The following is a 23,181-nucleotide window of genomic DNA, read 5'->3' as shown; positions in this document are numbered from 1 at the left end:
TATTTAATATTGCATTAAATGGGATCTAAACCTAATTCTCTTAAAAAATTATTGTGTCTATCAGTATAAGTTTTAATGCTGTCATTTATCGAGGTTAAATTTTTATTTACTTCTTTCAAGTCAATTTGTACTTCATCTCGTGCAATACTAACATAGCGAGCGATATTCAGGTTATAACCATTTTTTTCGATTTCTTCAATTGAAACCCTACGCGCATACTTTTCAATATATGCTGGTCTGAATTGATAGGTATCTACAATCTTTTGAATGTCGTTAGGTTCTCCATCTTCTCCTTCTCGGAGTGTATTTTGTCTTTTTCCTGGTTTGTAATGTTCTACAGCATTAATGAATAATACATCATCATACTTTTTACATTTTTTCAAGACTAAAATACAGACAGGTATGCCTGTAGAGTAGAATAAATTAGATGGTAAGCCAATTATGGTGTCAATATGATTATCTCTTAACAACTTCTCTCGAATAAGAGCCTCTGTGCCACCCCTAAATAAAACACCATGCGGTAAAATAATAGCCATGGTTCCTTCTTTTCCTAAGAAGTGAAGACCATGCAATAAAAAAGCAAAGTCGGCAGCTGATTTAGGTGCTAAACCATAACCATTGAACCTAAAATCTTCTGCCAAAATTTCGTTTGGTTCCCACCGTAAACTAAAAGGAGGATTAGCAACAATAGCATCAAACTCTATCTTTTTGGATGGATTCATTTCGTTGAGCAGCTCCCAATGGTTAAGCAAAGTATCCCCGTGAAATATCTCAAACTCGGTGTCTTTCATTCCGTGCAACAGCATATTCATCCGTGCAAGGTTATAGGTAGTAATGTTTTTTTCTTGTCCATAAATTTTTCCTATAGCGCCATTATTGTCTTTGATTCGATGCCTGACATTTAATAGTAAAGAACCTGATCCACAAGCAAAATCAAGGATTTTATCGAATTTTTTTTTCGGTCCTGTTGTGGGGTCTTGACTGTCCAACGTAACAATTTTAGACAATATGGTTGAAATTTGTTGAGGCGTATAGAACTCACCTGCTTTTTTGCCGGAACCGGCAGCAAATTGACCAATCAGATATTCATAAGCATCACCCAAGGTATCTGAGTCGGTAGTAAAATCAGCAATACCATCTGCAATTTTCTTAATGATTGTGCATAACTTATTATTTCTTTCGGTATTGGTTTTACCTAATTTCTCGGAATTTAAATTAATCTCAGAGAATAACCCCTGGAATGCACTATCAAAGGATTCGTTTTCTATATAACGGAATCCCTCTTCTAAAGTTTTTAATAATTTATCATCTTGTATACGTGCTAGTTCTGTAATATTGCTCCATAAATGTTGCGGCTGAATTACATAATGTACTTTTCTTCGCATTTGCTTTTCAAACTCTTTGATATCGGTTTGATTGGCGTCATACCATACAGATAGTGGCGTTCTGCTATCATCTTTTGCTAAGTTTGGATAATCTGATCCAAGTTCTTTTTTTGCTGCTTCTTCATAATTAAAAGATAGATATCGCAAGAAAAGAAAAGAAAGCATATAGTCGCGAAAGTCGTCCGCATTCATCGCTCCACGTAACTCGTTAGCTATATTCCAAAGGGTTTTTCCTAATTGTTGTTGTTCTTTTTGTGTCATCTTAATTCTGTTTCTGTTCGAACTTCTTCATTAAATATTTCTGGAAAATAAAATTCATACTTATTAAGAAATCCATCTAAGATTCGTTTAAAAAGTTCTTTGTTATCATCACCCATTTCTACCGGGTCAAATACTGAATATTTTCCATGACTAAATAGCTGTAATGCTCGCTCAAAAAGTACTTCGTCTTCTAAACCATCGATACATTTATCAATCTTTTCATAACCAAAAAAAGTTGCTGTCTTTTCTAAAATACTCCTCAGGGAATTAAAATGATATGTATAGATTTTATTAGATTTAACAACTTTCTTAAGTTCGCTTAACATTGCTATATGATGAAAAAAAGGCGTGTCATTTGTATCTTGTAAAGCATATCTATTAGCACTTTTACAGTGCAAAAAGTAACGCTTATTTTTAACCTTTCTGCCGAACTCATTGTAGAGTACGTTAAAAAATAGACTGTGATGTGTTGAGATTACTGTTTTGATATCGTTCCCTTCAACGGTAAGCAAATTACATAAATCACATGCTACAGAAATGGCATTGTTTTCGTCAAGCGAGGATACTGGATCATCAATATAAATATACTTTACCCAACTGTACGCCGGGTCTTTGTCAATAGCTAATTGGCAAATAGCAAGAAAAAAACACCAAATAAATAAAGTTTCTTCACCTCTAGAAATTTTAATATTTTCTATTGTTTGTTCATTGCCATCGACAATTATACTTCTTGAAAAAGCCACGGTTGACTTATCATAATCAATGTCAAATTTTAAATCGACATAGTTACTAAAGAAAGATTCGATTTTGACATCTAAATCTAATTCATGTAACCCATTAAAAAATGCAGAATCCGAATTTAGTGTAAGTATTCTATTGGTATCATTTTCTAGGTCATTGTTCCAAGAGAATAAATCTTCTGTAAAAGCATTAAAATATAAAGTATCCCTACTAGTTACATTTCCTTCACTATCAAACACTTTTCCTGCCTGTTTAAACTCCATGGAAAGCCTGGTTTTACCTGTGCCGTTGTGAGCAAAGAATAGCACCAAATCTTTCATTGGACGATGATCGCCAACTAAATCTTTTCGAAAGTGTTGGGCTATCTCTCCCAGGGTGGCAAAATTAGTTATTGTACTCATTTTCTAATCATTCATTTTTGGAAACAACCCTTGCATTAATCCTTTTTTATGCTGTTTTAATTGTTCTATTTTCTCTGCTTGTGCTGTGATAAGTTCATCTAAAGAAAAAAGACAGGAAGCGATTTTTAGTTGCTCATTGACTGAGGGAATTATAATTAATAATTCTTTGAAATATGGTAGGCCAATAGTCTTAATTGTACTTCCAACAGCAATGCTTTCAAACACAGGTTTTAAAATTTGAAAAACGTAATATAGGAACCAATTTGATAGTTTGGATTCATCACAAACCCATACAATAAAATGCTGGCTTACTGCCATTTCGGAATGCAGAATAGCACTTTTGCCTACTCCAGCGTCACGGCTAAGAATTACAGTACCTGCGGGGTGAAGTACGGCAGAAGAGTTTTCAATTCCTTCTTTTGATATTTGAATTTTAGTGTCGTATACATACCTACTATCAAGTTTGTTTGAATCAGCGAGTGAAACCCATTTTATTCCCCCATTGTAATAGTTAGAGACTTGTTTATTTGGTGTATGTCCAGATCCTCTTTTTGCTAATTCTTCCAATTTTCTCTCAATCCATTCCCCATCTTTCTCAAACTCCTTAAACCTAAACTTAGGTGCTTTCTCACCCCCTTGCGGAAAAAGGCTTTGCATCAAGCCCTTTTTGTGGTCTTTGAGTAATTCTAACTTTCGGCTGTGGGCTACAATTACCTCATCTAAAGATGAAAGGCAGGAAGCAATTTTTTGTTGTTCTTTGGATTTTGGGACTGGGACCATTATATTCAAAAATCCAGCTTTCGAAATATTGTATCTAGTACTCCCTTGAGCTAGAGAAATGATGGCTTTTCGGAAAATAGAACTATGAAAGAGATACCGAGAAAATTGAGGTTGAGTTTCTTCTAAAGAAAATGGTCTTAATGAAAAACAAAAACTATTCAAGTAAGTTTCCTCTTTCGGTGAATCAATCAAAACAGATGCGAACCCCACTTCACTAGGTGTTTCGGAAGAGGTAGTAAATAGAATGTCACCTTTCTGCAATGAGTTTTGATTTTCATTTTCACCAATTTGGACTCTTGCGCACTTCTGAAAATCGATAACAGAATTGTCAAAAACTTGCTTATAGGTCACGAACGGTTTACCCGTTCCGAAGTCTTCGCCACTTTTTCCGGTCAATCCATTAATAATTTTACCAAGCTCAGAAATTCTCTTCATCTCCCATTTCCGAACTTCTGAGAACTCTGGAAAACGCAATTCCGGTATTAATTTATTCTTGTTATTCATAAGCTGCCAATCCTGCTATTTCACGCCCTTGGGCTAATTTTTTTAATTGTGGTGTTAAGTCCTCCATTAATGCTAATTCTTTTTTTCTTCGTTCTTTCCAGCTTAATTCTAACGGTTCTAGTAAGTCTGTTAATTTTTCACCATCAAAAATCATCCGGCTCATAATCTTTTCTACAAAGGTTTTTAGGTCAGTGGCTGGTAAACCATATTTGTGAGCAATATCAGCTAATTCCTGGTTGTATTTATCGTCTTTGAATGTTTCATAACCTTTGCGCAAAGTGTCAACATCTTGACCGCTGTTCCAATCCAAACTATTGATGTACTCAGTTAAATTTTCCTGCTCATCCATTAGATTGGAATTGGCACTCAATAAACCGATTACTTGTGTTTTGGTCATTTTTTGTTTAGCAGGTTTTTTTTGCGTACTATCCGCAATGAGGTTCATAATGTAGTCATAATCAATTACTGCAGAAGCAAACAAGACAAATTCAAAATCTAACTGCTGGATTTCGAGTGATGCTTGATCGCCCTCTTTTTGCTGTTTCTCCCGTAATTGTTTTGCTGTTTCTATATAAGAGCTTCTGAAAGCTTGCAAAGTTTGGCTTGGCAGAATGGCCTCAATTTTTTCTTTCTGTTCTTCCTCCAGATCTGTGTATTGATCTAATTGAGTTTTGAGTCTTTGTACTTCTTTAAAATTTTTTACAAAAGCAATTCGAGCTGCATCACCTTTGAGATTATACACCTCCTGCGGCTTATTCAGCAAATTATGCTCCTGCATAAAAATGGACAATTTTTCTACAGCTTCTTTAAATTTATCCATCACTACAGGTGCCGAATCTACTAGCCAAATTTCTTTAGCACGTCCTTTGTCCACTCCTGAGAAAAGACCAATTGCTTGGTTAACAGTTTCCTGTTGTGAGCGAAAATCTAAAATATTGCCATAAGGTTTGGTATCGTTCAGCACACGGTTGGTACGTGAAAAAGCTTGTATTAGTCCATGGTATTTCAGATTTTTGTCTACGTACAAAGTATTCAGGTATTTGCTGTCGAAACCCGTAAGCAGCATATCCACCACTATAGTAATGTCGATTTTATTTTTATGTGGATAGTCTTTATTACTATATTTCTGGTTTTTAATTCGTGTTTGTACATCCTGATAGTACAAGTCAAATTCATTGATACTATGACTGGTGTTAAATTGTTTATTGTAGTCGGCAATAATTTCTGTTAATGCTTTTTTCTTTTCTTCAGGATTTTGTTTGTTATCTTCCTTTTCCTGATTCAGATCTTCTTGAAGCTGTTTAATATCTGCCGCATTTTTCTGACTCTGCTGATCACCATCTTTGGCAATTAATTGGGCAGGAGGTGAGAATACGCAAGCAATATTAAAAGGGAGATAGGCTGGGTTTTCAGTTTGTTTCTTTTTCTGAACCTCTTTAAAAAGTTGGTAATATTCGATAGCGTTGTTGATAGAAGCTGTCGCTAATACCGCATTAAACTTTCGTTGATTAGTAGCTACGTCATGCTTTTCCAAAACAGCTTCCACCACGGCTTGTTGAGCAATTGCTTCCCCAGGTTTGGCATCCTGGTTGCCTTTGAAATAATCAATGTGAAAACGCAACACATTTTTATCGTCAATAGCATGTGTAATAGTATAGGCATGCAGTTGCTTTTCAAAAATACTTTCGGTGGTTTTGTATGAACCATATTCTCCTTCCCTAATATTATAAGTAGCATTTTCACCAAAAATAGGCGTACCTGTAAAACCAAATAGCTGAGCATTAGGAAAAAACTCTTTAATTGCTTTGTGATTATCACCAAACTGCGAACGGTGGCATTCGTCAAAGATGAAAATTATACGTTTATTTCTTAAAGGCTCTAAACGCTCTTTATAATTTTTCTTTTGAGTACCATCCAACGCCAATCCTAATTTTTGAATGGTGGTAACAATTACCTTATTGGCATAATCGGTAGATAGCAAACGTTTTACCAATGTTTCGGTATTCGTATTTTCTTCTACACTTCCTTCCTGAAATTTGTTAAATTCTTCTCTGGTTTGTCTGTCAAGATCTTTTCTATCAACAACAAATAGACACTTTTCTATATCTGGATTGTTTTTTAGCAATGTTGATGCCTTAAACGAAGTCAATGTTTTTCCACTACCCGTAGTATGCCATATATAGCCATTGCCTCTATTGTCATTTATGCAGCTAACAATTGCTTTTACTGCATAAATTTGATATGGTCTCATAACAAGCAATTTTTGTTCACTCTCAACAAGCACCATGTACTTGCTAATCATTTCAGCTAAGGTACATTTGGTCAAAAACTTTTCGGTAAAATCATGTAAATGGTTAATTTTTTTATTGTCTATGTCTGCTAATTCATAAACCGGCAGGAATTGTTCATCTGCGTTAAAAGCAAAATGCTGATTTTTATTATTAGCAAAATAAAGAGTTCTTCCTCCGTTGCTTACTATAAATAATTGCATAAAGCAAAGTAAGGAATTGCCATAACCATTGCCAGGTTCATTTTTGTAATCCACAATTTGCTGCATCGCTTTCCGATGTGAAATATCACCTTTTTTTAATTCAATTTGCACGACAGGTATTCCGTTAATTAACAAAAGAACGTCATACCGTTGATAGCTGTTTTCAGTATTGATTCGCAATTGATTGATGATTTCAAAGTCATTCTTGCACCATTCTCTGTTATTAACTAAAGTATAATGCAAAGGCGTTCCATCGTCACGCTGAAAGTATTGTCTTTCGCGCAACAATTTAGAAGCAGCAAAAACGTCAGGATTTATTATCTCTTCACGCAACCTCAAAGATTCATTGTCCGTCAATCGAACACGATTAAGAGCTTCGAATTTAGTTTTGAAGTTTTGTTCGAGTGTTTTCCTATCGACAATATCAGGTCGATAAACATATTTAAGCCCTTTTAGCAGTTCAATTAAATTATCTTCTATTTGGTATTCTTTATTCATTCTTCTTTCAATAAATCTTATACATTAATTTCCAGAATTTCATAGTTCTGACACATCTTCAATATTAGGTTATTCATAATCCGGACATATTAATTAATTGTTTTATAGCTTTTGCCTTATTATTTCAAAAGGTAAGCTTGTGAGATAGCGTTCTCTTTTGCAATGTCATTTGTTCGAATACAACCAAAGCTTAGCTACATTTGTACCGTCAAATATAGTAAAAATACACTATTAAAGGGCTTAAATATTGATAGTATAAATGTATATAAGTCACAATGTTTGAGGTATAAAATGTTTACAATTCAAAATGCTAATGAAAAAAAGCTGAATTACTTATCTCTGTTGTACTAAATGCTGCAGATTAGGATCATTTTTAATCCGCTCTTTTTCCTTTTCAATGATTTGGGTAATATCCAGTTTGATCTGCCTGTAATTTGCTTCAATTTCCTGTTTCAGGATATCCTCTTCGTTTTCGTTCAGAAAAGAACGAATCTGAGGGATTTTTTTATAGGCTTTTGTTTCAGCAGCTACTTTATCATTGTCTACAACTATTTCTGCATGGAATATCTTTTGCTCGATACGCTCATCAAAGTTATCTGCTACAGCTCCTACAAACATTCCTTGTGTGAGGGTCGATATTTTTGATGCAGGGATAAGGCTGTCAAGTTGTGTGGATATGGAGGTAGATTTATCATTTCGGTTAATGGTCATGCTTTGGCGTTTCTGTAATACTTTTCCGAAACGTTCCGAAAGACTTTTAGCGGTGTCGCCAACGACTTGTCCGCTGAATATATTTCCCACCGTATTTTGTATGACCTTACTTTCCTTGTCTCCATAATCACGCGTTAGCTGCGAAAAATCCTGAAAACCCAGACATACGGCCACTTTATTGCTTCGTGCGGTGGCGATCAAGTTATCTAATCCCCTGAAATAAATAGTAGGTAATTCATCGATAATCACTGAGCTTTTTAACCGACCCTTTTTATTAATGAGTTTAACAATACGCGAGTTGTACAAACCCAATGCTGCACTGTAAATATTCTGACGGTCAGGGTTATTGCCTACACACAACACTTTTGGTTCTTCGGGATTATTAATGTCCAGTGAAAAATCATCTCCTGACATGACATAGTAGAGTTGTGGTGAGATCATTCTGGATAATGGAATCTTAGCTGACGCTATTTGTCCCTGCAACTGGTCCTGCGCACCTCCCTCCCATGCATCGAGGAATGGGGACAGGTAATTTTCGAGCTCTGGATATGAAGTAAGAATGGTGAAAACATCTGCGTATTTTTTATTCAGGAGCTCAATGGCATGGGGAAATGTGCAATACTTACCGTTATCATATATTTTCAGAAACCAAATGATAGCGGCGAGGAGTATAATTGGAGACTCGACGAAAAAATCCCCCTGCTTAAGAATCCACGATTTATTGAGATTTAGCATGATAGTGTAGGCAGATTCATAGGCATCAGATATATCGGTCATAAAATCAGGATTGATTGGATTACAGCGATGGCTGAAGCGGGGATCATCAAAGTTGATAACATAAAATTTCGGCTTTACTTTGTATTTGTCTGTATGCTTCAGTAAATGATTATACGCGATGGTAGAAAGGTCGTCGAACTTGAAATCATAAATATATATTGCGAAACCTTTCTCAATATGCTGTTTGATATAATTATTAACAATAGCATAGGATTTTCCGGAACCGGGTGTCCCTAAGACGATTGTTGCTCTAAAAACATTGACTACAGAAATCCATCCTTTGTTCCATTTTCCTTTATAATAGAACCGGGTAGGCAGGTTAACGGAATACTCATTGTTGATGCATCTGGTTTCCTGCATGAAGCTTTCGTTCTCATTATTGAAAACATCATCCATGAGGTTATTCTTCAATAGCCTGCTCATCCACGTTCCTGACACCATCAGAGCAATGTATCCTGAACCCAATGTCAGGATATAAAAAAAGGCTGCTGTATCTGAGTGAAGCTTCAACAGCGGAGTATTAAGAAAGAACAGGACAAAACCGATCATAAGAACGGTATTAATTTTCGTCCAGGTTATCTTTTCATTTTTTACTCCTTTCGTTCCGAAACAGCTTAAAGCGAGTAGTACAAAAGCAAATACTTTGGTATAGAGCGGATGAGAAAACAGTCCCGCAGTTCTGTCAAATCCCGTGAGTATTTTCCCGATAATTTCGAGTGTCCATTTCTTTTCCAGAAAGAAACTATAACAATACCAATAGAGATGCATCAGTAACAGCAGAATGCTTACCGCACGCATAAACGCCAGTATCTTGGCCAGTCCTCTTAGATCGTCTTCTCCTTGCATAATTTTATTATTGAAAGTGAGAAGACAATGTAGAAGTCAAAGAGATAGGGTATTAGAAAGGGGAAGTCTTTGGCACTGAGGGGTAGTATTTGGCGCTATGGCATCTAAGTTTCTGATTACAATCGATTGGCATCTTTTAAAGAACCAGTCAACAACTCAATAAAACGCGCTGATGTATATTATTTCAGAAAGAGATCCTGTTATTTTTTATAATTATGTTATATTCGATATAAGCACCACCGAAAAGATCAGGGTAAAGAAACAAAGTGACTGACAACCTCGAAGAAAATCAAAGAACCTCATAGGCTTAATAATACCTTCTTATAATATCCCAAAAAAATTGAAAGCTGAGATAAAATATCGCAATCTGGGAGTTTTCCTACAATTAGTGGGTGGATTAACAGTTTATTTTATGATGACAAAACCCGAGATACATGAAACCCGTCATCTCGTCTTTGGAGGCATGGGACTTTTAGTGGCTTTGTTCGGTCGATTGATTCAAAGTTATGGAGATGATTGGTTTGACTGGTTTGACGATAATTAGCCATCATAAACCACAGTAAAGACTGTAGCAATAATCAAGAATTTTAGGGAAAATCAATATATAATTTACCATGAGTTCAAATGATTCCGGCGGCTGTTTTATAGTAATTGCAGTAATCCTTGCCATATTTGGTGTAGTCCTGCTGTTGGGGGAAGGATGTAAAGAATTTAAGCATGAATACTATAATGATCCGGGAGGCGTTATTCGTGGTATTTTTATCCTGGCAGCGGTTGCTTTTGTGATTCACTATATTGCAAAAAAAGTAAAGAATTAGCTTTTTGTAGAGAATATAGAGAGGATTTACTACTGATCTTTCGATCACAGGTGATGTCGGGTGGCATAAGAATATCAGGACCTTATAACCAATGATAAGGCTTATCTTTTCTGTTGAGATAACAGAGTATTTCTTCCTTTTTTAGTTCAGGAAAAAAGCCAATGGCATTGTCAATTCCGTAGTTGGGAAGGAAGGTGATTTCATCGCGCAGCGCTTTGATCACCTTATCCCGTCCATAAAACCGGATCAGCTCATCGACCTCCTGCTGTCCACCACGTTCAATAATGCGGCCAATAACAAATAAATAACCTTTATCCCAATCCTGTTTCAATACATTAATATCCCAGAAATATCTTTTATGAATATTAGGAACCCGTTTGTTTTTATTGACTTTTTTCATACAAATAAATTTACCACTTTTCTGAGAACCAGGCAAGTATCACAAGTATTATCTTCGAAATCCTTTTCCTTTCTTAATAGATTGCTGTATACTGTTGCTCTTTATTTCTCCGAATTTTAGATCAGGACTAACCACTGCTTTTTGTAACCGATCCTTGATGGTTTTCCAGCTGTTTTCCTTGCCTTTCATTAGTTGAATACTTACTGCCCTATTAATATCTTCATGGTGGAGCAGTGCATACCCTGCCAATTTAGAATTTCCACCATACTTTTGTTCATAAGCATTTAGATACTCTTTTAACGGATTCTGCTCCAGAAGAAAATGCATGTCTACGAAATCCTTTAATCTCTGTCCACTTTGCATCATCGCATGAAGTTTCATGGCACCAATATCAATATTGGAGATCATACGGATATTGTCTGTAGTTTCAATAGGTTTTATGATCGGGTAATCATGAGTGATGAGATCTACTTTGATATCATCAATAAATGTAAATATCGAGTTATTATTATGCCTGCTGTGCTCTGCATTGTAATTCTTTTTTAAATACTCAACCATATTTCCTGCATCAAAACTTTTAGTTGTAAACAAATCGACATCAACGGAAATTCGATGACCGATTTTTAAACTAAGTGCCGTTCCGCCGACTAATAAGAAATTCTTCAGCATTTCATCTTTCATTAATGTTTGAATAAGTTCCCACATTTCCTTACTCACCGTTTCCTTAAATAACATAATCTGATTCTTTTTCGGAAAAAGATAATTAGGTCATTATGGGTTTCCTTCATGGAGGTGTTTTTTGACGGGGATTGGCTGCCATTGTCATAATAGAAGATTATTGTAAATGAAAGGATAATCTGAGAGAGATAAGTAATTATATTATACCCAAAGGATTAAATTCAAATTACGTTCACGTACGGTTACTACTTTTATTGTAAATTTCATCACCGATTTTTTAAGCAAAATAATAATGCCATCAGAACATCAATATGAATTTCATGTTATTGAAAGACAAAGTTTCGAGGATTTAGCAGTCGCAAATCAGTTTATAGAAGAAAAATATTTCAATGCAGAGCCTTTCTGGATCTATAGTTATAAGCACAAAAGTCTTTTTGCTGAAGTAGATAAGATTCTAAAAAAAAGAAGATCCTGGGATCAGCAGAGAGATTTATATGGTGATCAGGAATCCAGTTGCTTGGAGGTATGTTTCGATGATGATAACTATATAGATTCGGTAAAACTTAGAATTGACTTCGGTGTTTCATATGTAGAAGTTTTATTTGAACTTTTATGGTTGTTCCGTACAAAGGATTTGGTAATTATTGATGAAAATTTACGTAGGCAACCTCTCAATTTTGAAATTATTGATAGGGTTATTCAATCCTCAAAACGATGGGAAAAGTACTTCTGGGGTGAGGTAAAAGAATAATCGTTTGTTTTAGAGATTAATAATTACAATCTTTTTTTGCGTTTCTTTTTTTTCATCTGTTTTTGAAAAGCAAATTCCTCATAATTCTCACCATGTGTATTGGGGAAAAGGGAACCGGTGGTTTCTATGAATCCTGAAATATCATAAACGGCTTCCAAACCTATAGTTTCCAGAAAACCGAAAAGGTCATGAGGCTTTTCGGCGGGAAGAAAATCGCCTGATAGAGTTGGTAATAAAGCGGAGGTGCCGTGCGGATTATCCATCTCCGATTTAACTCCGTTCTGCCAGAGGTCATTAAATATGTTGGCAGAAAATTCCTTTCCAAATCGTGAACCATTCCATACTGTTTTAGAGTTATGATCAATGAAGGTCATTCCATAAACTCTTCCGGCATCATTGCGCCGGATCACAGCATTAATACCTTGGCTTGCTAATAATTCCTTAAAATCCAGTTCACCAACTGAAGACTTCATTGCCAAAGCAATGGCATTGCTGATAAGGAGTTTAGCTTCACTGTCCTTAAGGGATTCCTTTGACTTTGAAAAATGCTTTTCCAACGTCTCTAATCCGGCGATTATACCAAATAAAGAAGCTTTGAAAGGAGGCCCCGACTTTTTACCGTTTTCATCCAAGGCAGAGTAGATGAGTCCGTGTTTAGGTTTTCCATGCAGCTCACCTTCCACCTTTTCCGTAGTAATATTGAATAGAGAAAGAAGGGCATTATATTCCCCTAAGGTTTGGAAACGGTAGTACTCAGGCAGATGCCTCAGAACCGATGCCATCTGACTTTTAAGATTTCCTTCTGTATAATCTACCGGACGAAATAGTACACGGGTCTCCGGCTCCTCTTTCCCGATAGCAGGGATCAGTCCGTATTTTTGTTCCATATCCCGACACACTTTCATGGAGCGTCTTTTTTCAAACTTATCTGAAATTTTCTTTCCATCTTCATCTACACATACCGATACAATATGAATATGAGTACGTTCAATATCCGTATGTTTGAATACGACAAAGGGCTGGTTGCCGTAGCCCATTTCCCGCATATACTGTTGTGCCATCATTTTGTATTTTTCATCACTGACCTGATCTTTTGGATCAGGATTAAGGGAAATATGCAGCACCGGTTTTTCTGTGTTGCGGTTGGCGATAAGATAAGGTTCAAATGAACGGGATAACTGGGAAACAGAATAGTTCCCGTCAGGAGTTTCCATCATGTTATGGGTAAAGAGTACCTGTCCGTTTTCCTGCTGCACTTTAACGTGATTGTACGAAAGCGCTCCATATAAGCTCTCTCCCCTGCCAATTTTCGCAATCATTTTAGTCTTCCTTTTTCATATTTTTTGCTTCAAATTCCTGGGTCAACCGGATGATTTCTTTGCATAATGCTGCCATTTCTATGGTCTGCTTTTCCAGTTTAAAGAGAAATGCAGCGGCTTTTTTCTCGGAGAAATGACGGTACAAGAGCTTGACAATCTGGTTGTAATTGACTCCAACCGCCCGAAATTGACCATATAAATTGGTCAGTCTCATATAATAATCCATTACTCCTTTATCAACTTTGATGGTCTTAATGGGCTTTTGGAAGATACATGCCGTAATAAAATGTGCTTTTACTTTCATTCCCGATTTTTCAAAAAGAGAAAGAAAACGGGCGTGTTCCTCAGCATTCAATGATATGGAATAACGGAATTTCGCCGGATCATTCTTTGGCTTACGCCCGCCTTTCTTTTCTTTTTTCCTGTTGTCTTGCATCATCTTTTATCCTTTTTAATATGCTAATAAATCCCGACTTCGGAGGGATTTTCAGCCCCCGGCAAGGCAAGTGGTTCTGAGCTGCGGAAAGAATTTGGAGCAGCTCAGAACACAACTTGCTATGGACGGGTGTCCATTAAAATCCGCCCTTCGGGACGGATTATAGTAAGCAGGGAAAACGGCCTATGGCCGTCGCTTCTGTTTTGTAGTATACCTCCCTCCTTATCCATACACCCCTTCATGTTACTATATCACAAAGTAAAAGCGAAATGTTGAGCGGGTCATTGTACCTCATAATGCCAAACATTACACCTGAGTTCCAAGCACTTCCACACGGCAACAACCTAATCAAATAATTATCTCCTTTGTATCGGCAAACAGATATACACATGTATGGACGAACATTTCTGCTTACGGCTATATATGGTTATTACATTATTCAGATACAGACAGAAGTTCAGGGGTATGCATATGAATAAATATGAATACAGGTATTTAAGTACTTGGCTTTAAGTGTAAGCATCTATCGAAGTATGGAGAAAAATACATTCAGTTGCGCAAAGGTATGCAGGTGAATGAATATGGATGACAGTATTGGAGTACATGGGTATAGATGTGAGCACCTAATTGGGTATGTGGAAGGATACATCCGAAGATGGAGCAGTATGCAGTTATGTAGATGAAAATGTTTAGCTATAGGTAGATGCATAATGCTGTACAGAATTGGAAACATAGATCCTTACATAGTGCTCAGCACACAGAAGCATGGATATACATGGGTATGGATAAATAAACATACATAAATACATATTTAAAAGTAATCACAACAATGACAAGAGAACACAAAACAGTATTTGTTGCTTTTTCGTCTCAGAAGGGAGGCGTAGGCAAAAGTGTATTCACGGCATTAGCCGCAAGTACCCTGCATTACAGGCTTGGTTACAATGTGGCCGTCTATGACTGTGACTTTCCCCAGCACAGCATTATGAAAATGCGAAGCCGTGATCTGGCTTCGGTGATGGAAAATGAAGCACTGAAAAGAATTGCTTACAAGCAGTTTACAACCATTAACAAGAAGGCCTATCCGATCATGCAGCATAAAGCTGAAGGAGTATTGGAGAGCGCTTATGATTTTATGGAATCATCAGCTGTTCCTATTGATGTAATCTTTTTTGATTTACCAGGAACAGTTAATACACCGGGAATCCTACAGACCCTGGCGGGAATGAATCACATTTTTACGCCCATTACCGCAGACCGTGTGGTCATGGAAAGTACCCTAGTTTTCACCCAGCTGATGCAGGATGTTGTTATGAAAAAGGGAGACACTTCTCTTAAGTCGATCAACCTGTTCTGGAACCAGGTTGATGGACGGGAACGTTCTCCTTTATATGATGTTTATGATAAACTCATTGAGGAACTGGGATTAACTCTGATGTCGTGTAAAATTACCAGCAGCATGCGTTTCCGAAAGGAAAGTGAAGGTGATGCTAAAGCTGTATTCCGGTCAACCTTGCTACCGCCCGATGAAAAGCTGATGAAAGGCTGCCGGCTGGATCAGTTTATGAACCTGTTTTTAAGAACAATTCAATTATAGTGCTATGGAGAGAGAAGTGAGGAAAAAAATAATCCCGGAAATCGATGAACAGATGATGATGTCGATGATGGCTGATGGAGTAAAAAAAGAAGGTATGCAGCAGCCAGGTGAAATACCGGCCGAACAAGTTCCGGAAAAGCCTGCAGGCAAAGAAAGGGGACGCGGGAAGAAAGGAGGTGATGGGGACTACGAGAAAATATTTTTCAAAAAAGCCGAAACCAATGCCCGTGATGGCAAATCGGTCTATATACATCCCGATTTCCATGAAAAGCTTACCCGCATTGTTCAGGTGATCGGTGAAGATAAGATCACGATTTATGCCTATCTGAATAATGTATTGGAATACCATTTTCAGGAATTTGGAGATCAGATCACAGGAAGTTTTAACAATAAGTATAAACCAATATTATAAAAATATTATGGAAGATAATACAAAAAAAAATGTACAGGCTTTTGAGAAAAGCGGTACCAGTGAATTGCAGAGCTACGAAGAAATGTTTTTACAAAAGGATTCGATGAAGAAAAGGGGTGATAAATCAATTTATGTCCGTCCTGAATTTCATGAGCGTCTGTCGCGTATTGCATATGTCATCGGAGGTGATAAAATCCCTTTGTACGCTTATCTGGATAATATCTTAGTGAAGCATTTTGAAATGTTTAAACAGGAAATCATAAGAGATTACAACAGTAAGATCAAGCCTATTTTTTAGCTATGGAAACACTGATTCTGATATGCCTAGTGATTGTTATTATTCTGTTGTTGGAAAACAATGTCACTTTTAGGAAGAGACTGAATAAGAAGAAAGATCCTGAGAAACCCCCTGTGGTAGAACTAGATATTATGGGTGAAATCGGTGCAGTATCCCGCCAGCTGGTGCCAAAGCCAACTGTACAAAGCCATCATGAAGATACTGAGCCGGAAGTCAATAATTTTAGTTCAGAAATCGACGGGGAGGGCGTCGATATTCAAATTCCGCAGGAAGAACCGGATAATGTATACGACGAAGGCGTCGACTTACAAGAAGAGGAAGAAGAATGGAGTGGATATGGAATTTTCGAAGGCGAAAACGGTTTTGCGACAGGCGTGACCTTTGAAGAACTCAGTGCCGTGGGGATGATCATTCAGCAGGACGTGCTGGAAGCATCCGACAAAGATATAGCGGTCAGGATAGTTCACAAGATTCAGGGAACCGAATTATTCAGCCTTTTAGAAAATTCAATGGAAGGAGCTTCTAAGAGAATGGCAGAATTGTTAGACAACAGACTTTCTGAGGGTGCGGATTCCGGTTCATCCAATGTGCGGAAAAGTGATTTGATGGATTTTAACATCGGGGACTTCGTGTAAAGCGAAGTCCTTTTTTGATTAACCAGAATACAGGTCTATATAAGAAAAAGGGGGTTGAATACAACATGCTTCTTGATGATGGTCACTAATTTAACACGGGCGAAACCGATGTCTAAAAACACTATGAAATAGCCCATTTTTACCATGAAATACTCGGCCAAAAAAGGTATATTGTTTTGCATCAGATAACCGTGTATACATATAAATACCTTTACCCCTCAATGCGATACTCTCAGGCATGGAAATACTTCTGCCGGAATCTTAGAGGCAGTCCATTTGAAGAAGAACAATAGATAAAATAAAAATCCTATTTCTTCACCATTTGCAAAGCTCAATGGTATGTTCAGGTATTGTAAGCCCTTTGTACTCCAAATATTCATTCTTTTTTTCGTTGGCACTTCCTGTCAGAAGCAAGCCGGTTCTAATTCAAATTCGTCTAACGGTTTCTCCAACAAAGGGTCCCGGTACTACCTGCCTTTAATCCTCTCGGAAGATACCCTTGATAAAGAAGAACGTAATGCTTTGGTCAAGCAAGAACTGCTCAAGCTCCAACGATCCGGTGATACGGGCAATCCATATTATCATTATTTCAAGGGTAGGGAATTAGAGCTATCAGAATATAACGATTCTGCACTTTATCATTACAGACAGATGGTTGCTGATACATCAGAAAACGATCTGGCAGTATTGAAGCAATTTCTGTTATTTGATGCTGGTATGGGGAATGGCAGGGTAGTTAATTCGGAGACCGTCACAGGAATTTTACATGCTATCAGGAAGGCTGAAAAACACAGAAGCATTTTCCTATATAGGCTCTATGATCTTTTAGCCAAATCATATTATACACAAAGAAATATCGGGCCATGTATTGAATACACGAATTTGTATTTTGCTCATCATCCCCTTCGTTACAGCCCAATAATCCGTCAGCGGTACTTTGATATATCTTGTATGCTGGCCTTTAGTACTGGTAAAAAAGAGGCTATGCGTCGATATTTGGACAGCGCTCGTACACTGGCTCAGGATATAGGGGACAGCTTAGCCCTGATGCGTACCTATGATTATGAGTCGCAGATCTCTTCAAGTGAGGGTCAGTTCGGGAAAGCGGTAGAAAATAGCCGTCTTTTGTTCAATTATCTAAAGTCCCATGATATACTGCAAATGTATGCCTTCAATAACCTGGCTACAAGTTTTGAATACAACGGGCAGATGGATTCTGCCATCCATTATTACAAGGAAGCGATTACCTGGTCCAGGCAACATCCAAACACCGATCTGTTGTGGGTGTATGAGAGTCTTGCCGAAGTATATCAAAAAGAAAGGGATTATAAAAACGCAACCTGGGCCTTGGATTCTTCCATTAGAATTTTCGGGCGTAATGTGGATAATGCACAAGCTGAGAAGATTGAGGAACTCAGAACACAATTTCAGACCGAGAAGAAAGACCAGTCCATTGCCTCTTTACAAGCCACCGGTCGGTTGAATAGAAAAATCATCTCCCAACAGCGGTGGTTTTTTGCGGGTGGTTTGGTGATCACCAGTATGATTGGTTTGTATCTATACAACCGGTACCGCCGTAAGCTGCTTCAGGAAAGGAACGAAAAGCTGTTGATAGAAAACAAAAAACTGAGATTAGAACAAAGGGTTCTGCAGCTGCAGCTGAATCCTCATTTTGTTTACAATTCCATTGCCAATTTGCAAGGGCTTATCTGCAGTGGAGACAAGCGGGAGGCTGCTGCCTATCTGAGGGCTTTTTCACATGTCATGCGCTCAACACTGGAACTTAACCGGGAAGATGTAATTCCCCTAAAGGAAGAGATTGAAGCGTTGGAAAATTATATTCATCTACAGCAGATGCGTTTTAAAGAAGCTTTTGAATATATCATCGAAACCGGAGACATTGCTATGGAAGCGGTATTGATTCCTCCCATGTTGCTACAGCCCTTTGTGGAGAATGCCATCGAACATGGGTTTAGAAATATTGATTATAAAGGGAACCTACGTCTTAGCTTTATACAGAAGGAAGATCAGCTGCATATCAGCATTTACAATAACGGAACAGGAGTAGAAAAAGCGGGAACATCACTTAAAAAATCATTATCGCAGTCGATTATAAAGGAACGCCTGGATACGCTTTTTAATCAGGAAAAGCGTTTGGCTTATTTTGAGGCAAGGCCTGAGATAATGGAAAATGGAAAAGGTTATCTGGTCAATCTTTACCTGCCATTACTGCAATCGTAAATCCGTTAATCATGAAAGTATACCTGCTCGAAGACGAGACCAATATTCTGAAACACTTGATCACCCTAATTCAGGAGATTCCTTATCTGAAGATCGTTGGCTACAGCACTACTGTAGCACAGGCACGACGAGAAATCCGGGAGTTGGAGCCAGAGTTGATCCTGGCTGATATAAAGCTTAAGGATGGAAGCAGCTTTGAAGTTTTTAGGGATATGGATCTTACGGTACCTATTATCTTTATTACTGCCTATGAGCAGTTTGCCGTTGATGCCCTCAATCTGGGTGCCTTCGCCTACCTTTTAAAGCCGGTTGATGAAACAATATTTAAAAATAGTATAGACCGCTGTTTTCTAAAAGCGGAAGAATACCGGTTTACGCGGCAGCAATTGCAGCTTTCTGCCGGATACTTTACCGACAGGAACCCGCCGTTGCGACTGGCATTAAAAAGTACTGCCCACACGCAGATTGTCAACACCCATGATATTATATATTGTCACAGTGATAAAGGATATACAACCTTTTACATCAAGGGAGAAAATCCCTTAATGGTTTCTAAGGTCATCAGGGAATATGAGTTTTTGCTACCACCCGGTCAGTTCCTGCGTTGCCATCAGTCTTATCTTATCAATGTTGATTGCATCAGAAAGTACTTTCAGGAAGGATATATAGAGCTCATCGACGGGACTTTGATTCCCGTTTCTGCCAGAAAGAAAATACTGGTAAGGGAATTTCTCCACAAAATCGGATAGTAGGTTACAATGTCTCTTACCATGTGCACATCCTAAATAATAATCCAGAAACCACTTTGCCCTTTTACATGTTAAAAGGGCTTTTTTATGTTCTCAAGTTAACCTCCCATTTCCTCATATCATAATGATGGCTACTGACTATTATGAATAGTACTGCCAAACACGACTCCCTGAAGACAAGCTTCCAGTGCGCGTTTTCATGCCTGATACATTTGTTCCATGATTCACCCAATAAAATTTACAATCATGGACAAACGAAAGAAAAAATCCCTTTTAACGGGAACGATGCTGCTGGCAACCACAGTCTTGATGGCACAGGGAAACGGTTCTGCCGGTATTAATGAAGCAACCCAGATGGTCACTTCCTACTTTGACCCCGCGACCAAATTAATTTATGCCATCGGGGCGGTCGTCGGACTCATTGGCGGGGTAAAGGTGTACAACAAATTCAGTAGTGGCGACCCGGACACAGGGAAAACCGCCGGAAGCTGGTTCGGCGCCTGCATCTTCCTGATTGTGGCAGCGACCATTTTACGATCATTTTTCCTATAAGCCTTTACGAAATGAGTAGTTATAACATCAATAAAGGCATTGGACGAAGTGTAGAGTTCCAGGGATTAAAAGCCCAGTATCTGTTTGTATTCGCAGGTGGACTGCTTGGAACACTGATCCTGGTTATGATCCTTTACATGGCCGGAGTTTCTCCATACCTGTGCATTAGCATCGGTTGTATCGGATCATCTTGTATCGTCTGGCAGACTTTCCATCTAAACAGAAAGTATGGACAGCACGGACTTATGAAGCTGGCAGGAAGAAAAAAGCATCCGAAATATATTACTTCGCGAAAGGCTGTATATCGGTATTTCCATGCCAATATGAAAAACCAGGACGTATGAGAAATACAGCGAAAATAACGACCCTGGAAAGCAAGTTTCCGCTGATGGCTATGGAAGACGGTTTTCTCATTTCCAAAGAAGCGGATATTACAGCATGCTTTAAAGTCACGCTACCTGAGATTTTTACTGCAGCATCCGACGAGTATATCATCATCCATTCAGCATGGCAGAAGGCTGTAATGACGCTGCCTGAATACTGTATTGTTCACAAGCAGGACTGGTTTATCAGTGAGAAGTATAAGCCTGAGATGGATAAGGAAGATGCAAGCTTTTTACATCGAAGCTATCAGCAACACTTTAATGAGCGTCCGTTTTTAAACCACCACTGTTACCTGTTCATTACACAATCCTCGAAAGAACGCATGCGCAGGCAGAGTAACTTTTCAAGCTTGTGTAAAGGGGTTTTAATTCCGAAAGAAAAAATGAATAGGGAATCTGCCTACCGCTTTGCTGAAGCAGTAGCGCAGTTCGAAAGAATTATGAATGACAGCGGTTTTGTAATGCTGACAAGGATGAACGAAGAAGAAGTATTAGGAACAGAAGATAAAAAAGGTCTTCTTTCAGAGTACTTGACGTTATCGACTGTTAACACAGGCACTTTGGAAGATCTGTGCCTGGGCGCTGAAGAAATGCGTATCGGCAATAAAAGGCTATGCCTGCACACACTTTCCGATACTGATGATCTGCCTTCCAAAGTTGGACCGGCATCAGTTTACGATAAGCTGTCTACCGACCGAAGCGACTGTATGTTATCCTTTGCTTCTCCTGTCGGACTATTGCTAAGCTGTGATCATATGTATAACCAGTATTTGTTTATCGATAACAGCGAAGAGAACCTCAGAAAGTTTGAGCGCTCGGCAAAAAACATGCATTCGCTTTCGCGATACAGCCGCGCGAATCAGATCAATAAGGAATGGATTGAACGTTACCTGAATGAAGCGCACTCATTTTCCCTGACTTCCATTCGCGCACACTTTAATGTGATGGCATGGTCAGACGAGCCTGCAGAATTAAAACAGATCAAAAATGATGTGGGCAGTGCACTTGCACTCATGGAATGTAAGCCACGACACAATACCGTTGATACAGCCACTTTGTACTGGGCCGGTATTCCTGGCAATGCGGGAGATTTTCCAAGTGAGGAAAGTTTCTACACATTTATAGAACCTGCATTATGTTTTTTTACCGCAGAGACAAACTATCAGGATTCCCCATCTCCATTTGGCATTAAAATGTCCGATCGGTTAACCGGCAAGCCTGTCCATCTGGATATTTCCGATCTTCCGATGAAACGCGGGATCATTACCAACCGTAACAAATTCATTTTGGGTCCGAGTGGTAGTGGCAAGTCTTTTTTAACGAACCATATGGTGAGGCAGTACTGGGAGCAGGGAACCCACGTACTGCTGGTGGATACGGGAAACAGCTACCAGGGGTTGTGTGAACTCATAAAAGGAAAAACCAAAGGGAAAGACGGGATTTACTTTACATACACGGAAGAGAATCCTATTGCCTTTAATCCCTTTTACACAGATGACCGCGTATTCGACATTGAGAAGAAAGAAAGCATCAAAACGTTGATCCTGACCTTATGGAAACGTGATGATGAGCCCCCGACAAGGGCGGAGGAAGTGGCTTTGTCAAATGCAGTGAACCTGTATATCGAATTCCTTAAGAAAGATACTTCACATCAGCCATGTTTTAATGGCTTCTATCAATTCGTAAGTGAAGAGTACAGCAAAATACTGGAAGAAAAAAGAGTAAGGGAAAAGGACTTTGACCTGGCGAACTTCCTCAATGTGTTGGAACCTTATTACAAAGGCGGGGAGTATGACTACCTGCTGAATTCTGATAAGCAGCTCGATCTTCTTTCCAAACGCTTCATAGTATTTGAGATTGATGCCATTAAGGATCATAGAATTCTATTTCCCGTGGTCACAATCATCATTATGGAGGTCTTTATTAATAAGATGCGAAGACTCAAAGGCATCAGAAAGATGATATTAATTGAAGAGGCCTGGAAAGCCATCGCGCGGGAAGGTATGGCCGAATATCTTAAGTATTTGGTGAAAACCGTCCGCAAATTTTTTGGCGAAATGGTGATTGTAACGCAGGAAGTGGATGACATCATTCATTCTCCAATCGTCAAAGAGTCGATTATTAATAATTCTGACTGCAAAATCCTTTTGGATCAGCGTAAATATATGAACAGGTTTGATGAGATCCAAAGTATGCTGGGACTTACCGATAAGCAACGGGGTGAGATTCTTTCCATCAATCAGAATAATGATCCGAGGCGGTTGTATAAAGAAGTTTGGATCGGTCTGGGTGGAACCCATTCTGCGGTCTATGCGACTGAAGTAGGTCTTGAATGTTATTTAGCCTACACCACTGAAGAAGCAGAAAAGCATGAAGTGATGCAGCTTGCTTCGGAGCTGGGCGGTGATGTGGAGGGAGCCATCAAGCGGATAGCTGCGGAAAAGAAGAGTAGTGGGTAACCATGGTGAGTAACCCTAAGTGTATTTGAATAAAATTAAAAGAATTTAAAAAAATAAG

20 protein-coding genes are annotated in these 23,181 nt (G+C 38.4%); 11 read left to right on the top strand and 9 right to left on the bottom strand.

Going from position 1 to position 23,181, the window contains the following annotated elements:
- Positions 1-14: 14 nt before the first annotated feature.
- The 5 genes from BMX24_RS09080 to mobC form a co-directional block, all read right to left on the bottom strand.
- Positions 15-1,646: a type I restriction-modification system subunit M gene (locus BMX24_RS09080; RefSeq protein WP_089791754.1), complete on the bottom strand. Its 1,632-nt coding sequence runs from the start codon at positions 1,644-1,646 to the stop codon at positions 15-17.
- Complete coding sequence (locus tag BMX24_RS09075; RefSeq protein ID WP_089791752.1) at positions 1,643-2,788, bottom strand: AAA family ATPase; 1,146 nt, start codon at positions 2,786-2,788, stop codon at positions 1,643-1,645. Before BMX24_RS09075 ends, BMX24_RS09080 begins: the two co-directional genes overlap by 4 nt.
- Before the next feature lie 3 nt (positions 2,789-2,791).
- On the bottom strand, positions 2,792-4,072 hold the full coding sequence (locus BMX24_RS09070; RefSeq protein WP_089791751.1) for a restriction endonuclease subunit S: 1,281 nt from the start codon (positions 4,070-4,072) through the stop codon (positions 2,792-2,794).
- The gene (locus BMX24_RS09065; protein WP_089791749.1) at positions 4,065-7,061 is read right to left on the bottom strand and encodes a type I restriction endonuclease subunit R; all 2,997 of its coding nucleotides are present in this window, start codon (positions 7,059-7,061) and stop codon (positions 4,065-4,067) included. Before BMX24_RS09065 ends, BMX24_RS09070 begins: the two co-directional genes overlap by 8 nt.
- 333 nt (positions 7,062-7,394) lie before the next feature.
- Positions 7,395-9,395: a conjugal transfer protein MobC gene (mobC, locus tag BMX24_RS09060; protein ID WP_089791747.1), complete on the bottom strand. Its 2,001-nt coding sequence runs from the start codon at positions 9,393-9,395 to the stop codon at positions 7,395-7,397.
- A 614-nt stretch (positions 9,396-10,009) separates the two neighbouring features.
- On the opposite strand from mobC, the gene BMX24_RS09055 reads away from it, so the two are divergent.
- Positions 10,010-10,213 carry a hypothetical protein gene (locus BMX24_RS09055; RefSeq protein ID WP_089791746.1) on the top strand — a complete coding sequence of 68 codons (204 nt, stop codon included), beginning with the start codon at positions 10,010-10,012 and terminating at the stop codon, positions 10,211-10,213.
- A gap of 82 nt (positions 10,214-10,295) precedes the next feature.
- Here BMX24_RS09055 and BMX24_RS09050 read toward each other — a convergent pair whose 3' ends face one another.
- Positions 10,296-10,613, bottom strand: coding sequence for a DUF6922 domain-containing protein (locus tag BMX24_RS09050; protein WP_089791744.1), 318 nt, complete (start codon positions 10,611-10,613; stop codon positions 10,296-10,298).
- 48 nt (positions 10,614-10,661) lie between these two features.
- Positions 10,662-11,348: a nucleotidyl transferase AbiEii/AbiGii toxin family protein gene (locus BMX24_RS09045; protein ID WP_089791742.1), complete on the bottom strand. Its 687-nt coding sequence runs from the start codon at positions 11,346-11,348 to the stop codon at positions 10,662-10,664.
- Between the two features lie 235 nt (positions 11,349-11,583).
- Here BMX24_RS09045 and BMX24_RS09040 point away from each other — a divergent pair, with 235 nt between their 5' ends.
- Complete coding sequence (locus BMX24_RS09040) at positions 11,584-12,042, top strand: hypothetical protein (protein WP_089791741.1); 459 nt, start codon at positions 11,584-11,586, stop codon at positions 12,040-12,042.
- A 23-nt stretch (positions 12,043-12,065) separates the two neighbouring features.
- On the opposite strand, the gene mobB is transcribed toward BMX24_RS09040, so the two are convergent.
- On the bottom strand, positions 12,066-13,361 hold the full coding sequence (gene mobB / locus BMX24_RS09035) for a conjugal transfer protein MobB (RefSeq protein WP_089791739.1): 1,296 nt from the start codon (positions 13,359-13,361) through the stop codon (positions 12,066-12,068).
- 1 nt (position 13,362) lies between these two features.
- Complete coding sequence (gene mobA / locus BMX24_RS09030) at positions 13,363-13,800, bottom strand: conjugal transfer protein MobA (protein ID WP_449390477.1); 438 nt, start codon at positions 13,798-13,800, stop codon at positions 13,363-13,365.
- 826 nt (positions 13,801-14,626) lie between these two features.
- Here mobA and BMX24_RS09025 point away from each other — a divergent pair.
- From BMX24_RS09025 to BMX24_RS08985, 9 genes are all read left to right on the top strand, one after another.
- The gene (locus BMX24_RS09025) at positions 14,627-15,394 is read left to right on the top strand and encodes a ParA family protein (protein WP_089791738.1); all 768 of its coding nucleotides are present in this window, start codon (positions 14,627-14,629) and stop codon (positions 15,392-15,394) included.
- A 4-nt stretch (positions 15,395-15,398) separates the two neighbouring features.
- A complete protein-coding gene (locus tag BMX24_RS09020; protein ID WP_089791736.1) occupies positions 15,399-15,806 on the top strand; it encodes a DUF3408 domain-containing protein in 408 nt (135 codons plus the stop codon).
- Between the two features lie 7 nt (positions 15,807-15,813).
- Positions 15,814-16,104, top strand: coding sequence for a DUF3408 domain-containing protein (locus BMX24_RS09015; protein ID WP_228404759.1), 291 nt, complete (start codon positions 15,814-15,816; stop codon positions 16,102-16,104).
- Between the two features lie 164 nt (positions 16,105-16,268).
- The gene (locus BMX24_RS09010; protein ID WP_228404757.1) at positions 16,269-16,739 is read left to right on the top strand and encodes a conjugal transfer protein TraD; all 471 of its coding nucleotides are present in this window, start codon (positions 16,269-16,271) and stop codon (positions 16,737-16,739) included.
- Positions 16,740-17,456: 717 nt separating this feature from the next.
- Positions 17,457-18,980 (top strand): sensor histidine kinase, encoded by a 1,524-nt coding sequence (locus tag BMX24_RS09005; RefSeq protein WP_170835677.1) that lies wholly within the window; start codon positions 17,457-17,459, stop codon positions 18,978-18,980.
- 11 nt (positions 18,981-18,991) lie between these two features.
- Positions 18,992-19,729 (top strand): LytR/AlgR family response regulator transcription factor, encoded by a 738-nt coding sequence (locus tag BMX24_RS09000; protein ID WP_089791728.1) that lies wholly within the window; start codon positions 18,992-18,994, stop codon positions 19,727-19,729.
- 246 nt (positions 19,730-19,975) lie between these two features.
- Positions 19,976-20,281 carry a DUF4134 domain-containing protein gene (locus BMX24_RS08995; RefSeq protein WP_089792859.1) on the top strand — a complete coding sequence of 102 codons (306 nt, stop codon included), beginning with the start codon at positions 19,976-19,978 and terminating at the stop codon, positions 20,279-20,281.
- Between the two features lie 11 nt (positions 20,282-20,292).
- Positions 20,293-20,625 (top strand): DUF4133 domain-containing protein, encoded by a 333-nt coding sequence (locus BMX24_RS08990; protein ID WP_089791726.1) that lies wholly within the window; start codon positions 20,293-20,295, stop codon positions 20,623-20,625.
- Positions 20,622-23,123 carry a TraG family conjugative transposon ATPase gene (locus tag BMX24_RS08985; protein ID WP_089791724.1) on the top strand — a complete coding sequence of 834 codons (2,502 nt, stop codon included), beginning with the start codon at positions 20,622-20,624 and terminating at the stop codon, positions 23,121-23,123. The genes BMX24_RS08990 and BMX24_RS08985 overlap by 4 nt, the downstream gene beginning before the upstream one ends.
- Positions 23,124-23,181 lie beyond the last annotated feature (58 nt).

The organism is Chryseobacterium wanjuense, assembly GCF_900111495.1.
Taxonomy (GTDB): domain Bacteria; phylum Bacteroidota; class Bacteroidia; order Flavobacteriales; family Weeksellaceae; genus Chryseobacterium; species Chryseobacterium wanjuense.
The sequence above is the reverse complement of the archived record's forward strand: the minus strand, read 5'-3'. Positions and strand labels throughout refer to the sequence as shown.

Excerpts from the sequence above, each read along its gene's own strand:
- BMX24_RS09000 (WP_089791728.1), top strand. The coding sequence starts at position 18,992 with ATGAAAGTATACCTGCTCGAAGACGAGACCAATATTCTGAAACACTTG.
- BMX24_RS09015 (WP_228404759.1), top strand. The coding sequence starts at position 15,814 with ATGGAAGATAATACAAAAAAAAATGTACAGGCTTTTGAGAAAAGCGGT.
- BMX24_RS09045 (WP_089791742.1), bottom strand. The coding sequence starts at position 11,348 with ATGTTATTTAAGGAAACGGTGAGTAAGGAAATGTGGGAACTTATTCAA.
- BMX24_RS09065 (WP_089791749.1), bottom strand. The coding sequence starts at position 7,061 with ATGAATAAAGAATACCAAATAGAAGATAATTTAATTGAACTGCTAAAA.
- BMX24_RS08995 (WP_089792859.1), top strand. The coding sequence starts at position 19,976 with ATGGACAAACGAAAGAAAAAATCCCTTTTAACGGGAACGATGCTGCTG.
- BMX24_RS09070 (WP_089791751.1), bottom strand. The coding sequence starts at position 4,072 with ATGAATAACAAGAATAAATTAATACCGGAATTGCGTTTTCCAGAGTTC.
- BMX24_RS09075 (WP_089791752.1), bottom strand. The coding sequence starts at position 2,788 with ATGAGTACAATAACTAATTTTGCCACCCTGGGAGAGATAGCCCAACAC.
- BMX24_RS09020 (WP_089791736.1), top strand. The coding sequence starts at position 15,399 with ATGGAGAGAGAAGTGAGGAAAAAAATAATCCCGGAAATCGATGAACAG.
- BMX24_RS08985 (WP_089791724.1), top strand. The coding sequence starts at position 20,622 with ATGAGAAATACAGCGAAAATAACGACCCTGGAAAGCAAGTTTCCGCTG.
- BMX24_RS09005 (WP_170835677.1), top strand. The coding sequence starts at position 17,457 with ATGGGGAATGGCAGGGTAGTTAATTCGGAGACCGTCACAGGAATTTTA.
- mobC (WP_089791747.1), bottom strand. The coding sequence starts at position 9,395 with ATGCAAGGAGAAGACGATCTAAGAGGACTGGCCAAGATACTGGCGTTT.
- BMX24_RS09025 (WP_089791738.1), top strand. The coding sequence starts at position 14,627 with ATGACAAGAGAACACAAAACAGTATTTGTTGCTTTTTCGTCTCAGAAG.
- mobA (WP_449390477.1), bottom strand. The coding sequence starts at position 13,800 with ATGATGCAAGACAACAGGAAAAAAGAAAAGAAAGGCGGGCGTAAGCCA.
- BMX24_RS09050 (WP_089791744.1), bottom strand. The coding sequence starts at position 10,613 with ATGAAAAAAGTCAATAAAAACAAACGGGTTCCTAATATTCATAAAAGA.
- BMX24_RS09080 (WP_089791754.1), bottom strand. The coding sequence starts at position 1,646 with ATGACACAAAAAGAACAACAACAATTAGGAAAAACCCTTTGGAATATA.
- BMX24_RS09055 (WP_089791746.1), top strand. The coding sequence starts at position 10,010 with ATGAGTTCAAATGATTCCGGCGGCTGTTTTATAGTAATTGCAGTAATC.
- BMX24_RS08990 (WP_089791726.1), top strand. The coding sequence starts at position 20,293 with ATGAGTAGTTATAACATCAATAAAGGCATTGGACGAAGTGTAGAGTTC.
- BMX24_RS09040 (WP_089791741.1), top strand. The coding sequence starts at position 11,584 with ATGCCATCAGAACATCAATATGAATTTCATGTTATTGAAAGACAAAGT.
- mobB (WP_089791739.1), bottom strand. The coding sequence starts at position 13,361 with ATGATTGCGAAAATTGGCAGGGGAGAGAGCTTATATGGAGCGCTTTCG.